Here is a 16,915-nt window from a genome sequence, read left to right as displayed (position 1 = left end):
TTTGTGGCTATTTTAATTTTTTCTCTCATTATTTTTATTAATTTTAAGAGAAAATCAGGCAAAATGGGTTACCATACAGATCATTTTCCTATTTTAGGAATTAAGGAATTTAGTGAAAATCAGATGTCTGGTTGTCACCTGCTGTTTAATGAACTCAACGGAGCACGCTCTATTGACGATCCCCATAAGCATGATTTTTTTATCATCAATCTTTTTGAGCACGGACTTGGCTCACATACCATAGATTTTACAGAATATCAGGTGAAAGACCTTCAGATTCATTTGGTTTTTCCAGAGCAGGTGCATCAATGGGTGATTGAAAAAGAAACCATCGGATATCAGTTGATGATCAGCAGGGATTGGTATGAAAGCTTTCTGCCTTCCTTACGATTTTCGGCCTCTTATTATCAGAATCATCCGGTTATCAATCTTTCCAAAGAAGTCTTTGCGACTTTCCGGTATGAATTTCAAGCCATTCAGAAAGAGCTGAACGGAGAAAAAATCTTTTGGGAACTCATTCAAAAAAGGAGTGAGCTGATCGGTCTGCTGGTGAGCACGTCTGTGGAAGGAGCTTTTAAAGATTTTGAAGTCTATAATTCAAATCCTATTATTTCAAAGTTTCTGAATCTTATTGATGAACACTTCAAAACAGAAAGGTCTGTTTCTTTTTATGCGGACAAACTGAATATTTCTGCCAATTATCTGAATATCGTCTGCAAGAAAAATCTCAATACTCCGGCTTCATCTCTTATCCAGGATCGTATTTTACTGGAAGCAAAAAGGCTATTGAAAGTTTCCGAAATGTCGGTGAAAGATATTGTGTATGATCTTGGTTTCTACGATCATGCCAGCTTTTCCAAATTCTTTAAAGCACAGACGGGAATGACGCCATCCCAATTCAAAGAATAATCTGTACAAAACAAGACATAATTGATACACCGGTTTTATCCTGAAGCTGGGCTAATTTTGTATTGTTAAAATTTTAAATCATGCAATTTCCCTATCAATTAACTGCAAAAGGAAACTATTCCCTGAAAAATGTCCGCCTGGAAACAGGTTTTGAATACGAAAATGAAGAGGTAACCGGAACAAAAACTGACCTTTTCAGTATTGAAATTGAAGAGGGAAAGATCAAATCAATAAAAGCAAACGATCCTACATCCACAGCAATAGATGCAAAAGGATATCTGATGCTTCCTGCTTTCAGAGATATGCACATCCATTTGGATAAAACATTATACGGACTTCCGTGGCAGGCCCTTTCTCCGAAAAGAAGAACGGTGAAAGACATGATTACTTATGAACAGGAAATCATTCCTGAGCTATTGAAAACTTCCGTAAGCAGAGCAGAACAGCTGATCAGTCTGCAGCAGCATTACGGAACTCACTTTGCAAGAACACATTTCAACATTGATCCTACATCGGGATTGAAGTCCCTTGAACATCTTGAACAGGCTCTTGAAAATAAGAAAGATTCTTTTAAAGCTGAGCTGGTAGCCTTCCCGCAACATGGAGTTTATTATACAGAATCTGCTCCTTTAATGAAAGAAGCCGCACAGCTGAAAAGCGTAAGCTTCATCGGTGGATTGGATCCTTTAAGCATTGACGGAAGCATTGAAAAAGTAATGGATTTTACGGTTCAGTTAGCTTTAGATCATCATAAAGGAATTGATATTCATCTGCACGAAGTAGGAGAGTCCGGGATGAAAACGATCAATTATCTGATTGATAAAGCGATCGAAAATCCGGAACTTCAGGGGAAAACATTTGTAAGCCATGCATTTGCTTTGGCTCACCTTTCACCGAAAGAAACAGAACAGATTGCAGAAAGACTGGCTGCAGGAAAAGTGGGAATTGCTTCTTCTGTACCTTTTAAAGGAACGGTAATGCCTATCCCAACCCTGAAGAAATATGGAGTAAATGTACTCATCGGAAATGATAATGTGCAAGACTATTGGAGTACGTTCGGGTCCGGAAATATGCTTCAGAAAGCCAATCTGATTGCTGAATTGTATGGTTATGCGACAGAATATGCCTTATCAAGAGCCCTGCAGTTTGCCACTCAAAGTATTCTTCCTCTGGATGAAAAAGGGAAGCAGCAATGGCCTAAGACAGGGGATGAAGCAGCGATTGTTCTGACAGATGCTTCATGTTCTGCAGAAGCCGTTTCCAGAATGTCTGAAATAAAAGCCCTGATGAATGATGGGAATTTATTTTGGAGAAATTAATTGAAGTATATATTTTTTATACACTTGTTTTTTTGTGAATGCTGTCGGGATTTTTTCCTGATGGCATTTTTTTGAATGAGTTTCGAGATTCGTAATTCGGATTATAAATTTCGTAATTTTTATATTCAATAGGAACGGGCTTTAGCCCGTTTAAACTTAATAAAAATAAATTCCCATGGCTTTAGCCAAAACTTCTCAATAAACATATATGGGAATCTGTGACAATCTGGGATTCGATAAAAAAACAGCTGTTCAAATTGGAATTTTCCTTTTTACAATATGAACACCCCTTAATGTTGAAAACGTCAGACTTCAGTAAAATCAGATAATAATGATAAAAAAAAGCCTTCGGAAAATACTTCCGAAGGCTTTTAAAAATTGAATCTAACTGCTATATTGTGTTATAGGTTGAAGTTTGTCCATCCTGCGTACCAAGTATCGTTGGCATCTTTTACTGCCCCTCTGTAAGTTACCTGTGTAAACCAAGCAGCTAATTTAGGGTTAGTAAATAATCCACCTGTTAATAATGGAGAACCGGCACTAGGAGTGAAGTTTGGTGTAGTTCCTGCAGGAGCCCATGCACCAGCAAGTTTTACATCAGCTGTAGAGGCAAGGATTGTATTTCCTTTCATATTAAACCAAGTCGTAAGATCGTTTAATGTGTAAGTTGTCGGAGTAGATGTAGATGGTCCGAATTTTAAAGGAGTTGTATTTCCTGCTAAAACGTTGTTTTCAAAGAATAATTTGTTCCCTACAATATTGTTATCTGTTGGAGCACCTTTGGTAGCATCAATGAATAAACCAACTGGGAATCCTGTAAATACAGAGTTGAATACAGAGATCGAAGAGTTTCTTCTGATCTGTAATGCATTCTGGAATAATGCGTTGATCGTTCCTGGAGCCGCAGAGTTGATTGGCCCGATGATCGTCATGTTAGAGAATGTAGCGGATGTCTGAGGTGTCAAAGTAGAACCGTTAGCATCATTATCAGACTCAAATGCGTTAGAACCTGAAACGTCAGCTACCTGAGAATCTCTTACTGCGATACCAAACTGGATATTTCCTGCGAAACCATTATCTGTATCGAAATCATCATCAAGACCTTTGTAAGAAATAAGGTGAGAACAGTTTACCGTTCCTCCGAACCATTCAAAACTGTCATCATTAGCGTAAGCAACTTCTACGTAATCTACTTTCGTTCCGTTACCAACACCTCCGAATGTAAGTCCGTTGATCTCTTTATCTGGTAAGAATGCATATCCTGCATATTCTATTCTTACATATTTTAATACACCACTGTTATCAGCAGCATTAGTTCCACCGTAAAGTCCAAGACCATCAGAGTTATTGATACCTCCTTCAATCTCTCCAACTCCGTTTGCTCCACCGAAAGAAGCATTAGTAGGAGCATTTCCTAAAATTACTACCCCTGCCCAGTCTCCTCTTTTAGGACTTGGTTTTTCAGAAGTGAAGATAATTGGGTTGGCAGCAGTACCTTCTGCCATGATTTTACTTCCTCTTGTAATGATCAAAGCTCCGTTTTTATCAGCTTCACCTACAATCTTTGTACCTGGCTCGATAGTTAAAGTAGCTCCGTTAGTTACGTATACTAGCCCTCTTAGCTTATAGATTTTATTTGCTTTAAGCGTAAGGCTGGAAGTGATCTTTCCTGAAAGAATAAGGTTTTCAGTCTCTCCGTTTCCGTTACCTCCATTTTGAATAATGGTAGGTCCATCTTCTTCTATATTTCTACATGCGGTAGTAGATACTAGAGCGCCAAGCATTAAAGAATATAAAACGAACTTTTTCATGTTATAAAGAATTAAATTATTTATTAGATTATTTGTTGAATGAATTAAAAATTGTATCCCAGTGTTAAACTGATATTGGTTCCTGTAAGCCTTTCAATAGCAAGAGCATCCTTACTGTCATACTTACCGTTATCGTTCAGGTCATGGTAGAATTTAGCACGACGGTTCAGGATATCTGAAACATTAAGCTTGATCTCTCCTTTGTTGCTCCATATTTTTTTAGCAAGCTGGAAATCTAAAAGAGGTCTTGGTGCTTCCCAGATTGGGGGTACCTGATCGTTTCCTACATAAAGGATTCTTCTTCCGATCATGTTGAATAGTACAGTAGAAGACCATCCTGATTTTTCAGTGTCATACTGAAGACTTACATTGACAGTATATGGAGATTGTCCCTGCATTGGTCTGTCTATCTTAGTAGCCTCGTCTGTTACTTTGTTTTTAATTAAAGCTACGTTTCCACCCAACGTGAAGTTTTTAAGAGCACTTACAAAATCAAGTTTTTTTCTTACTTCTACTTCCACACCATAAGCATCAGCTTTGTCTACGTTAAGGTAGTTGAAGGTGTTACTGGTTCCTACCCCTGATTGGTTGAAGTATAACTCGATGGGTTTTTTGAAGTTTTTATAGAAACCTGCTACGGATATAATTTCTCCGTTTCTTGGGTAATATTCCCAACGAACGTCAGCACTCGTTATTTTTGTTCTTTCAATAGACTTGTTACCGATTACAGTAGCTCCCAAATCAAAGTCATAGTATGCTAAAGGAGAAACCTCTCTAAATTCTGGTCTTACAACAGTTTGTGAACCTGCAAGACGGATATTCATTTTAGGATTTACCTTGAATGTCAAGTTAACGGCTGGTAAAAAGTCAGTAACACGAGTGTTTACAAAACGGTCATCACTTCTTTTTGTGCTTCCTACCAACTGGTCAAAGTTTTCAACTCTTAATCCCCATACTGCTCTTAGCCATGGTGTGAAGTTGTTGTCAAACTGTAAATAACCTGCGTTAAGGATGGTATTGGCAATATATCTGTACTGATTTCCTGCAATTTCATCAAATGTAAATCCTCCGTTACCTCCGAAATTTCCTGGATTGAAGATCGTTTCGAAAGGTTGGGAAAGTAATCCCTGGTTGAAGTTTTCAAGTTTTACAGAGAAAGGTCTTGAGTTGTATATTCTATCTTTTACCTGGAACAAATAACCTCCTTTGATGGTTTGTTTTTGCCCAAATAGAGTAAATGACTTGGAGATATCACCTCCTGCATTATAGAGATAATCGCTTAGAGTAGAATAAAATACACTTCCTGATTTTTGAGAAAGACCATTAGAAATCAATGCCAAATAAGGGCTTCCTTCCATGGTTGTGTATTGGTTATACTGCAAACGCTGTAGCAAAGGAATATATTGGTCCAGAATCCCGAAGCTTCCGTACCAGTTTACGGTAAATCCGCCAAGAGCATCAATTTTATGAGTACCGGTAAGGGTTGAGTTATAGAAAGTAGTTTCTTTAAATCCAATTTCCCTTGCCATAATATTTGTTCCGTTGATTGGATCAAATTCAAAATCTTTTCCTGTTCTGAAAGACATATGGTTCACCGTATTGTTGGTGATGATGTTCTTTAAGGAAATTTTATTGTTGTTGTTTAATTTTAAAGAAAGATTCAACATCCCTCCTAAAATAATATCATTGGTGTATTTTTCTGTGAAATAATCGAAGTTGGTGTCAGCAAGCTGGTCGTTGATGGTAAAGAAACGATTGGTAGATTCGGTTCTTCTTTTATTGTTACTGTAGTTTAATACTGCAATTACCCCTAAATCTTTTCCGAAAAGCTTTGTATTGAAACCTCCGTCAAGCTGTAAACTTAAATTTTCAGGATATCCAATACTGTTGTATCCTAAGTTCTTTGTATATCCTTTACCAATATCTGTTTTCTGACCTTCAGTGAGAATGCTGAACGCATTTTTTGCAGGCATATTGGTAGGAAGCTTTCTGTAGCCGTCATCAATTCCTAAAAAATCCCATTTTCCACCTTTCTGCATATGGAATTCCTGTCCCATAGTAGCTGTGTTTCCTCCTACACCTACCTGAACATTGAAGAAATTTTTATTGGGAATATCTTTAGTATTTACCTGAATCAAAGCTCCTCCCCATTCTCCGGTATATTCAGGAATGAAAGTTTTGTTGATAACAAGAGTTTCGATAACATTTGCAGGGAAAAGGTCAAAAGAAAAGGTCTTTCTGTCTGGTTCCGTACTGGATAGCTGAATACCATTTAACATCGCCTGGTTGTAACGGTCTGACAACCCTCTTACTACGATATATTTTCCTTCAGATAAACTCACCCCTGAAACTCTTTTCAGAACTTCACCCGTGTTTCTGTCCGGACTTCTTTTGATAGCTTCAACTCCGATAACCTGAGAAACTACACCGGCGTTTTTCTGTAAACCGATTGTAGAGGCTATGGTTTCTTTTCTGGCGTTTGATTTTATGACAACTCCCTCGATTTCTTTTTCCTTAGTAGATGGCTTATCCAGAACGATATCAAGATGAGTATTACCTTCATTCTTTATAATAACCTCACTGATCTCTTTTCTGTTATACCCATTGGAACTTACCGTTACAATGTAATTGGCACCAGGGGATAGGTTGATAGAGTAGTATCCGGAAATGTCAGTGGTTACTTCCTGGCCATTTACTTTTACCTTTACTCCTTCTATAGGAGTGTTGTCTTTCTCATCCAATACCCTACCTTCCAGAATCTGACTCTGTGCAAAGGCATAGCCAGCAGAAAACAAGGCAAGTAGCATAATGCTCTTGTGGAGTTGTTTTTTCATTTTACTTCTTTTACTTCTTTTTCAAGGGCAAAATAAGGGCTAAGTTTTTAAGAAAACTTTAGGATAATCTTAATTAATTGTGAAGTTTGTATGAACGAATGAGCGGTACAGGTGGTTATTGATGTTTAATTTTTTTAATTATATTTTTTGTTTTAATTTCCAATATTGTTTCGTATATTTGATTTATGTGTATTTAATGTTTAATTTTTTTATTGATTTTGTAATTTTAAGTTAAAATGTTGTTTTTTAATAATTAGTTAACATTTGACGGATAGATAAAATCAATTGAAATAATTAATTTTGTGGGAATTCTTAAACTAGAAGATGAGCAAAAAAATTCTTTTAATAGACGATGAACTGGACATTTTAGAGATTCTGTCTTACAATTTGGAAAAGGAAGGGTATGATATCTATACAGCGACCAATGGTAATGAAGGTATAGAAAAAGCAAAGGAAATTGTTCCGGACCTTATCTTACTAGATGTCATGATGCCTGAGAAAGATGGTATAGAAACCTGTCAGGAACTTCGTAAAGTGAAAGAACTTCAAAAAACACTTATCGTGTTCCTTTCTGCAAGAAGCGAAGAATTTTCTCAGTTAGCAGGTTTTCAGGCGGGTGCCAATGATTACATCGTAAAACTGATCAAACCGAAAATCCTTATCTCTAAAGTGAATGCATTATTACAGTTGACCTCTCAGGTTTCTGATAATGCAAAACTAATCGAAATCGGAGACCTTGTTATCGACAAAGATAACTTCAGAGTTTCCAAAGCCGGACAGCAATTTCTTCTTCCTAAAAAAGAATTTGATTTGCTTTACCTTTTGGCTTCCAACACTGAAAAAGTTTTCAAAAGAGAAGAGATTCTGGAAAAAGTTTGGGGTAATGATGTGATTGTAGGAGAAAGAACAATCGATGTTCATATCAGAAGGCTAAGAGAAAAACTAGGAATCAATACGATTCAGACATTAAAAGGGATTGGATATAAACTGATCGTTTAATTATTTAGAAATCTTACCTTTACGTTCAATCATTAAAATGTTGTAAAATTGAAATTTTACAGACTTACCCTCGTTGCCTCTTGTCTGCTGACACTGGTAATGTTCCTTTTAGTAGTCGTATTCGATTCACTGAAAGATATCTATTATGAGACCCCTTTGTTCAAAACGGGTCTTTTGATCTGTATTATCCTGATCTTTCTGATTAACTCTGTAGTGTTGGAACTTCTTTTCAATTACTACAGCAGAAAACAGGTAAAAGGTCTTTCCGGATTTCTTCCCCAGGAAATAGTTCAGAATCACGATGAAAATATCACGATCAAAGAATTAGGGGAAAGGTTTTCAGATCTCAATCAGCAGCAGGTATCAGAAATTGATATGATGAAAGAGATGGAAAGCTACCGTAAAGAATACATCGGAAATGTTTCCCACGAATTGAAAACACCTTTATTTTCTATCCAGGGATATGTGGAAACCTTAAGAGACGGTGGGGTAGACAACCTTACCATCCGGGATAAATATCTGGAAAGAATAGACAAATCCGTAGAAAGACTTATTGCTATTGTAACAGACCTGGATATGATCAACAGGCTGGAAGCAGGCGAAATCAACCTTACCGTTTCAAAATTTGATGTCAATCTTCTGATCAAGGAAATCTTCGATCTGCTTGATCTTGAAGCTGAAAAACGAAATACCACCTTACAAATACAGACCCTTCATCCACAGATTTTTGTGGAAGCTGATAAACAGAAAATTTCTCAGGTTTTCATTAACCTTATTTCCAATGCCATTCATTATGCCAACAGACAGGAAGCAAAAGTCATTGTAAAAACCAGTGTCCTTAAAAATAAGGTACTGATAGAGGTAATAGACAACGGAATGGGAATAAAATCTGAACTTCTTCCAAGGATCTTCGAAAGATTTTACCGTGTAGAAACCAGCAGAAGCAGGAGAGAAGGCGGTTCCGGACTGGGACTGGCGATTGTAAAACACATCCTTGAAGCTCATAACGAAAATATTACTGTAGAAAGTGTCTACCTTGAAGGAACGAAATTCAGTTTTATGCTCGAAAAAAGTAAATAATTCCTGCAAAATGTAAGAAAAAAAAATATTTTAAAAAATCCTGAAATATTTTTTTGTCACATGTCATTTATTATATATTTGCACCAGAGATTTATCATAATTATAAAGGCAAAAAAGTAATTTAAGAAACTGATATGGTTTACAAAATCCGCGTAATATTAGATGCGAAAGAAGATATTTTCCGAGATATCGAAGTTAAGGGAAAACAAACGTTATGGAACTTACATTTAGGAATTAAAAGTGCATTCAGTCTGCAGGGAGATGAGCTTTCTACTTTTAATCTGTTAGAAGATGACGGAACGATCGTAAAAAGTGTCCCATTGGAAGATATGAGTGATGATGGTGATGGCGAAATTATGTCAGATGTTTACATTGATGAGGCTTTTGCAAATGCAGGTGACAAAGCACAGTTTCAGTATGGGCTGCTAGACCTTTGGGAATTCTTCTGTGAGCTTGTAGAAGTCATTGAAGAAACAAAAGGCGTAAACTATCCGATCACAGTATACAGATTTGGAAATGTTCCATTGAAAGCACCTAGCAAAAATGGAACTGCTGGAGGATCCAAAAGAAAATCAGCAATGCCTCTGGCAGATGATGAGTTCGGTTTTGATGATGATTTTGTAGCAGGAGGAAATTTTTCAGATGAAGATGATGACAGCTTCGATGATGAGGAAGAAGAAGACTACAACGATGATGTCTTTGATGATGAGGATGACAATGACGAAGAAAGATAGTCAACAAAATATAATGAGCCCTGGATTTTGATCCGGGGCTTTTTTATGGCAAAAAACAAATTTTCAAAAATAGTTATTCACCTGCTTACTGCCAGTAAGCTGATTCGCAAATTCACCCATTAACCTTTTAATGATTTCACTTTCCCTTTTACTTTTTCTCAAAAAACAATCCTTACTTTTGTTAAAAATAGTTTAATGAAAAAATTAATTTTGTTAGCTGTAATTGGTCTGGGAATTGTTTCCTGTACCACTCAAAAAAATACCCGGAAGATGACAGAACTGCCAAAAGATTGGAAACATAACACGAATATTTACGAAGTCAACATAAGACAATATACTCAGGAAGGAACTTTCAAAGCATTTGCAAAAGAAATGCCCCGCCTGAAATCTATGGGAGTAAAAACACTCTGGTTTATGCCCATTACCCCCATTGCCCAGCAGAATAAAAAAGGAAGTATGGGAAGCCCATATGCCGCAGCAGATTATACCTCCATTAATCCTGAATTCGGCACTCTGCAGGATTTTAAAGATATGGTAAATGAGGCGCACAGATTAGGATTTAAAGTGATCATAGACTGGGTTGCCAATCATACCGGATGGGATCATGTGTGGACCAAAACACATCCAGAATTTTATTTGAAAGACCCCGATGGTAAATTCCATATCGCTTCAGGAATGGATGATATCATTGAGCTAGACTATAAAAATCAGGAAATGCGCCAGGCGATGATAGATGCTATGAAATTTTGGGTGCAGGAAACCCGTATTGACGGTTTCAGATGTGATCTGGCTTCATGGGTAGAAGTAGATTTTTGGGAGCAGGCACGTCCTGAAGTAGAAAAAATAAAACCTCTTTTCTGGCTGGGGGAATTTGATGAGTTGGAAAGTCCCGAATATGGAAAAGTTTTTGACGCCAGCTATTCCTGGAAGTGGATGCACAAATCTGCCGACTATTATAAAAAGAATGAACCTCTTCAGGAGCTTAAAGACCTTTTGAAACAATACTCTAATATTGGAGATGCTTCAATGAGAGCTTGGTTTACAACAAATCACGATGAAAACTCATGGAATGGGACCGAGTATGAAAAATATGGAGTCATCACAAAACCTATGGCTGTATTCTCAGCAACATGGAATGGAGTTCCGTTATTATATTCAGGTCAGGAACTTCCCAACATGAAAAGACTGGAGTTTTTCGAAAAAGATGTTATCAAATGGACCAATACGTACCAGACAGCAGATTTCTATAAAACATTACTGGAGTTAAAAGCTTCCAATCCGGCTCTAAGAGGAGGAGATTCCAATGTGACGACCTATCTTTTGAATACTACAGCCAATGACAGGATTCTGGCGTATGTAAGAAAAAACGGAAAAGATGAAGTACTGGTAGTTCTGAATATGTCGAAAGAACCTGTTAACTTTTCAATTGAAGACGAACATGTATCAGGAACATTCGGAAATGTTTTTGATAAAACAAAAAGAGATTTCAATGCTGGAAAAGATTTCAGCTTCCAGGTTTCAGAATACGCTGTATTTCAAAAATGAAAGCCATAAAATTTTGGCTGAAATTGTAAAACCTTAATGGATAGTCTTTAAACGGTGCTCAATTCCCCTCCGCTGGAGGGGTGTCGAAATCTATGATTTTGACGGGGTGGTTTACCACTCACAATAAAAAATCCCAGTGTTACCATGAACAAACAAGAAATAATAAATATAATTAAAGCAAAAGCTGCGGACAAAATCCAGTCTTTTGAAAACCTTATCGCAGAAACACGAGCTTCCAATAATGATACGAAAAGCTCAATGGGTGATAAATATGAAACCGGCAGAGAAATGCTTCAGCAGGAAATTAATAATCTCCAGAGACAGCTTAATGAAGTTTTGAACCAGCAGGCTGTTTTGCAGAAAATAACGTCCGATCCGTCAGAGAAAGTTCAGAACGGAGCATTGGTGAAAACCAATAAGGGGTTGTTTTATATCTCTGTATCAATGGGAGAGATTGCTGTTGACAATCAGAAAGTCATGACTGTTTCGGCTGAATCTCCTTTGGTAAAAGTGATGTATGGTAAAAAAACAGGAGAATCATTCACTGTGAACACCATTAGCCAGACGATTGAAAATATATGGTAAAAATATAAGATGTTAGATCACAGATAAACAGCTGTTTAATAGAAAATAGAGATAGTCTCTATAAAAAGCATTCATAAAAAGGAGTGCTTTTTTTGATGGTTTTTACTAAATTTGAAAACTTAAAATCCCATTCAAAATGCAAAACTACCTGGATCTTTTACAGCATATTTTAGATAACGGAACTGATAAAACCGATAGAACGGGCACCGGAACAAGAAGTGTCTTCGGATATCAGTTGAGATACGATCTGTCAAAAGGATTTCCATTGGTAACGACTAAAAAAGTGCATTTGAAGTCCATTATTTATGAATTGCTTTGGTTTCTGAAGGGAGATACGAATATCAAATACCTTAAAGATAACGGAGTAAGCATCTGGGATGAATGGGCGGATGAAAATGGAGATTTGGGACCCGTGTACGGAGCACAATGGAGAAGCTGGAATGGAGCTGACGGAAAAATTGTGGACCAAATCACAGAAGTAATAGACCAGATCAAAAAGAACCCCGATTCCAGAAGACTCATTGTGTCAGCATGGAATGTGGCGGAAATACCCAATATGGCATTGGCGCCTTGTCATGCACTGTTCCAGTTTTATGTAGCAGATGGTAAATTATCTCTACAGCTCTATCAGAGAAGTGCTGATGTTTTCCTTGGAGTACCGTTCAATATTGCAAGCTATGCATTGCTGTTGATGATGGTAGCTCAGGTTTGTGATTTGGAAGTAGGAGATTATGTTCACAGCTTCGGAGACGTTCATATCTATAATAACCACTTTGAACAGGTCAACAGACAGCTTGCAAGAGAGACCAGATCACTTCCGACAATGAAGTTGAATCCAGAGGTTAAAGACATCTTTGATTTTAATTTTGAAGACTTTACCTTGGAGAATTATGATCCGCATCCTGGGATTAAAGCTCCTGTAGCCATTTAATATACTGTTATATCTATCTAATCCTTTTTATCAATATCCTTCTATTATTTTCACTTTAATAGAAGACATTTCCTTTTTGTCATAAATACTGAAATATAAGGACAGCTAGCCTTGCAGGATCAAGCACAAAAGTTGGGGGCTAAGTAAAAAAACTGTGGTAAACCTTTGATAAAGCATTATGGTTATCCGATCGCTTAGAAAGAATCAATGAAATTGATTCCGACTTTGCCTTCTTAAAAAAATGATGTCAACTTTTTAAAACTTTGCGTCAGAATTAAATTCCGAATCAGTCTTAAAAGTTGGAGAATCCTAATTCTGGATTTTATACCACGCAAAGATTTATTTTCAGTTCCGTTTTATTTTCAGTGAGCAAAGCAGTGAATCGATTGAATATCGATTCTGAGCAAGCATATGCTTAATAGCTGTACTATCTTTCATAACTAAATGTCAAAAAACATCTATATTGAATTATTCCCCCAGTATTTGAGACTGGTCCGGCCTGTACCTTATTCACTGTCCGGAACGTTATTATATCCTCAAAAACCCATGTTTACATTTCAGATAGAAAGTAAATGGCGAGGCAGTATTCTATTCTAAAAACAGAAAAATAATGCGCAAACTATTCGATACCACAAATTATCTTGAGATAAACAGGTAAGCACACTTTCTTTTGGCAATTGTTTCTTAAATTTGAAAGAACAACTGAGGCTCATTCAACTCTTTGAAAAGAGGGAGCTTAATAAGTTGAAGATCATAAATTTCAAATGTTTAAAAATAAATCATGAAGTATTTAAAAATCGATATTGAAGGAAATGCAGATATTGAAGCACTGAAAAATGCAGTACTTCAGCTGAAAGGAGTCGCTTCGGTAGAAATAGTTGATGACGAAAATCCTGAAAGCGAACTGAAAAAAGCTTTTGCAAAAACGAAGGAACAACTTAAAAAAGGAGACTATGAAACCTTAGTCAATGATATTTTCGATATCATCATAAAAAAATAAATCTAAAAAATAATAAAGTAGACCGATGAGAAAGGCCATTCTATCAATTGCTATACTTGGGATTTTATTTTCCGCAAACGTATCAGCACAAACTGAGACTTCAGGAAGGGAAAAAGTGTACAGAGCTACCCATACCAAAGTAACAGAACTTAAACACACGAAGCTGAAAGTAGATTTCGATTATCAGAAAGAACAGATGAATGGGGAAGAGTGGCTTACTGCCTCACCTTATTTTTATGCTGCAAACGAACTGACACTTGATGCAAAAGGAATGCTGATTCATGAAGTAGCTCTTGACAATAACGGTAAAAAATCCCCTTTAAAATACGAATACAAAGGCGATGTCCTGAAAATTACCCTGGATAAAACATACCAGAAAAATCAGGATTATACAGTTTATATCAAATACACATCCCGCCCGAACGAAGTAAAACAGGAAGGAAGTATGGCGATCAATGATGCGAAGGGACTTTACTTTATCAATGCTCAGGGAACAAATCCGGATATGCCGACACAGATCTGGACTCAGGGAGAGACAGAATCTTCTTCTGCATGGTTTCCGACTATCGATAAACCGAATCAAAAGACAACACAGGAAATCTACATGACCGTTCCTGATAAATATGTTACCCTTTCCAACGGTATTCTGAAAGAATCTAAAAAGGAGTCCAATAACCTGCGAACTGATCACTGGGTGATGGATAAAAGACATTCTACCTATCTTTTCTTTATGGGGGTAGGGGAATATGCTATTGTAAAAGACAAATGGAAAAATATTCCGGTTGATTATTACATCGAAAAAGCATACGAACCTTATGCCAAGCAGATCTACGGTAATACTCCGGAAATGATCGACTTTTTCTCTAAAAAACTGAACTATGACTATCCATGGGCGAAATATGCTCAGATTTCAGGCAGGGATTATGTGAGTGGAGCGATGGAAAATACGACGGCGACACTTCACGGAAGTGATATCCTTCAGAAACCGGGACAGCTTATAGATGAAAATAAATGGGAGGATACCATTGCCCACGAATTGTTCCATCATTGGTTTGGAGACCTGGTTACTGCAGAAAGCTGGAGTAATCTTACCGTCAATGAATCTTTTGCCAACTATTCCGAATACCTTTGGAACGAATATAAGTACGGAAAAGACCAGGCAGACTATCACCTGATGTCAGACGTGAATCAGTATATTCACAATCCATCAGACTTCAATAAGAATCTGGTGAGGTTCAATTATGATTCCCGTGAAGATGTTTTTGACCTGGTAACGTATCAGAAAGGAGGAGGAATTCTCAATATGCTGAGAAACTATCTTGGAGATGATGCCTTCTTTGCCGGAATGAATGATTATCTGAAAACCAACGAATATCAGAACGCAGAAGCACATCAGCTGAGACTTTCTTTTGAAAAAGTTTCAGGGAAAGATCTAAACTGGTTCTTTAATCAATGGTATTTTGGAAGCGGAAACCCCAAAATCAATTACTCAACTACATTTGAACCTGTGAAAAAACAGGTGGCGGTTACTATTAATCAAACTCAGGAAAAACCATTTGAGTTCCCTCTGGCAATAGATGTATATGACAACGGAAAGCCAAAAAGATATAATGTCTGGGTAAATGCAGAGGCAAAGAATACATTCAGTTTTGATGTTTCTAAGACTCCGGATCTGGTAAACATTAATGCTGACGGAGTTTTATTGGCAGATATTACCGATACCAAAACCCCGGAGCAGAACCTGATGCAGTTTACAAACTCTAAGGAATTTAAAAATAGATATAATGCTTTAACGGGAATAAAAGATCAGGTTGGAAAAAGTCCTGCTGCCGTAAAGTTATTAGCTGCCGCATTGAAAGATCCATTCTTTAGAATAAGAATAAAAGCATTGGGATTAATAGATCTTACCAATCCTGAGCAGATGAAAGCATTAGGCGCTGATGTTGAAAAATTGGCTTCAAATGATCCTAAAACCTTAACTCAGGCTGCCGCTATTGCCGCTTTAGGAAAGACAAAAGATAAGAAATACATTCCCTTATTTGAAAAAGGAGTTAATGTTGTTTCAAATGCTGTGAGAGGAAGTTCTATGAGTGCCATTCTTTCAATAGATCCGTCAAGAGCCAATAATCTGGCTGATAAAATTGATATGAAAGGAGCTTCGGATGAGCTGCAGGCACAATTGCTTCCGATTATTGTGAAGAATAAAATTACTTCTCAAATGGAAAATATTACACCGCTTGCAACATTTTATCCATTTATTAAATTCCAGAATCCGGAATTAGGAAAAGCAGCAGAAGAAGGATTCAATTGGATTATGACTTCAGATAACCTGAAAGCAACGGAAAGCGTCACAAAAATTGCGGGATATGCCAAAAACCAAATGGCAGATAACCCACAGGCAAAAATGATGATGGTTCAGATCCTGAAAGATGGCTTGAGCAAAAAAATGGAATTGCTGAAACAAAATCCACAAAATGCAGCAAGCATCAACAAGCAGATTGACGTTATCAATAAAGCAATTGAAAATTATAAATAAGTAGATAAGCCGGCAGATTTTGCCGGCTCTTTTATTGGTGAGTGTATGATCTTACTTTAAGATATAAAATAACTATCCATCACATATTAATCCGTATAATTAATGATTATTGGAGTTTTTAAATTCAGAGACTCCTGAAGCAGATCTTTCATTTCATTAGCCTGATCAATATAATAGGTCATTTCATATGGAACATAATCATGGGCGACATATAGCATGAAACCTAAAGAATCGTTAGGATAGTTATTAATGAGATCAATAAAACGACTCATACTGCCTCCGTATTTTTCATCCATATTTACTGTTTCTTTTTCCATAGCAGGAATAAGCTGAGTTGAGATAAACCGAATAGCAGCTTCTATGTCATCCGTATGATAATAGGCAGGCAAAGGATCATCATTGTCTAAACCTGAAATATTCATATTATGATGTATCATATAGGATGTTTTCTTATCCAAAAGATAATTCAGTTTTTTGGTGAGCTCAAGATCAATGTCTTTTGCATAAAAGAATAAAACGCTCATTTCATCCTGTCGAAAATAAGTGTCTAAACTTCCTATAAAGTAATTAATTTCAAATGCCATAGTACTGAAGGGTGTTGTTATACAGACTTCCTATTTGGTTTTTAGTAA

At 36.8% G+C, this 16,915-nt stretch carries 13 protein-coding genes; 10 read left to right on the top strand and 3 right to left on the bottom strand.

What is annotated here, in order from left to right; all coding sequences use genetic code 11:
• The first annotated feature begins 63 nt into the window (after nt 1–63).
• Both DBR39_RS14070 and DBR39_RS14065 read left to right on the top strand, forming a co-directional pair.
• Nucleotides 64–909 carry a helix-turn-helix domain-containing protein gene (locus DBR39_RS14070; protein ID WP_103231508.1) on the top strand — a complete coding sequence of 282 codons (846 nt, stop codon included), beginning with the start codon at nt 64–66 and terminating at the stop codon, nt 907–909.
• Between the two features lie 80 nt (nt 910–989).
• Nucleotides 990–2,228 carry an amidohydrolase gene (locus DBR39_RS14065; RefSeq protein ID WP_124534106.1) on the top strand — a complete coding sequence of 413 codons (1,239 nt, stop codon included), beginning with the start codon at nt 990–992 and terminating at the stop codon, nt 2,226–2,228.
• 401 nt (nt 2,229–2,629) lie between these two features.
• On the opposite strand, the gene DBR39_RS14060 is transcribed toward DBR39_RS14065, so the two are convergent.
• Nucleotides 2,630–4,039, bottom strand: a complete 1,410-nt coding sequence (locus DBR39_RS14060) for a hypothetical protein (protein WP_124534104.1) — start codon at nt 4,037–4,039, stop codon at nt 2,630–2,632.
• Between the two features lie 44 nt (nt 4,040–4,083).
• The gene (locus DBR39_RS14055) at nt 4,084–6,873 is read right to left on the bottom strand and encodes a TonB-dependent receptor domain-containing protein (RefSeq protein ID WP_124534102.1); all 2,790 of its coding nucleotides are present in this window, start codon (nt 6,871–6,873) and stop codon (nt 4,084–4,086) included.
• Nucleotides 6,874–7,197: 324 nt separating this feature from the next.
• Between DBR39_RS14055 and DBR39_RS14050 the strand changes: the two genes are divergently transcribed.
• From DBR39_RS14050 to DBR39_RS14015, 8 genes are all read left to right on the top strand, one after another.
• Nucleotides 7,198–7,872, top strand: a complete 675-nt coding sequence (locus DBR39_RS14050; protein WP_109737926.1) for a response regulator — start codon at nt 7,198–7,200, stop codon at nt 7,870–7,872.
• 48 nt (nt 7,873–7,920) lie between these two features.
• Complete coding sequence (locus DBR39_RS14045; RefSeq protein WP_103234227.1) at nt 7,921–8,952, top strand: sensor histidine kinase; 1,032 nt, start codon at nt 7,921–7,923, stop codon at nt 8,950–8,952.
• A gap of 134 nt (nt 8,953–9,086) precedes the next feature.
• Entirely contained in the window at nt 9,087–9,686 is a 600-nt protein-coding gene (locus tag DBR39_RS14040) for an IS1096 element passenger TnpR family protein (RefSeq protein ID WP_124534100.1), read from the top strand.
• Nucleotides 9,687–9,881: 195 nt separating this feature from the next.
• Nucleotides 9,882–11,231: an alpha-amylase family glycosyl hydrolase gene (locus tag DBR39_RS14035; RefSeq protein WP_124534098.1), complete on the top strand. Its 1,350-nt coding sequence runs from the start codon at nt 9,882–9,884 to the stop codon at nt 11,229–11,231.
• Between the two features lie 144 nt (nt 11,232–11,375).
• A complete protein-coding gene (locus DBR39_RS14030) occupies nt 11,376–11,816 on the top strand; it encodes a hypothetical protein (RefSeq protein ID WP_124534096.1) in 441 nt (146 codons plus the stop codon).
• Between the two features lie 136 nt (nt 11,817–11,952).
• On the top strand, nt 11,953–12,747 hold the full coding sequence (locus DBR39_RS14025) for a thymidylate synthase (protein ID WP_124534094.1): 795 nt from the start codon (nt 11,953–11,955) through the stop codon (nt 12,745–12,747).
• Between the two features lie 781 nt (nt 12,748–13,528).
• A complete protein-coding gene (locus tag DBR39_RS14020; protein WP_124534092.1) occupies nt 13,529–13,747 on the top strand; it encodes a hypothetical protein in 219 nt (72 codons plus the stop codon).
• 25 nt (nt 13,748–13,772) lie between these two features.
• Complete coding sequence (locus tag DBR39_RS14015) at nt 13,773–16,283, top strand: M1 family metallopeptidase (RefSeq protein ID WP_124534090.1); 2,511 nt, start codon at nt 13,773–13,775, stop codon at nt 16,281–16,283.
• A gap of 86 nt (nt 16,284–16,369) precedes the next feature.
• On the opposite strand, the gene DBR39_RS14010 is transcribed toward DBR39_RS14015, so the two are convergent.
• Nucleotides 16,370–16,867 carry a hypothetical protein gene (locus tag DBR39_RS14010; RefSeq protein WP_124534088.1) on the bottom strand — a complete coding sequence of 166 codons (498 nt, stop codon included), beginning with the start codon at nt 16,865–16,867 and terminating at the stop codon, nt 16,370–16,372.
• Nucleotides 16,868–16,915: the final 48 nt, after the last annotated feature.

It is taken from the genome of Chryseobacterium sp. KBW03 (assembly GCF_003852415.1).
In the GTDB taxonomy this organism is placed as follows: Bacteria; Bacteroidota; Bacteroidia; order Flavobacteriales; family Weeksellaceae; genus Chryseobacterium; species Chryseobacterium viscerum.
Note: the sequence above shows the minus strand (reverse complement) of the source record. Positions and strands in the feature narration are given on the sequence as shown.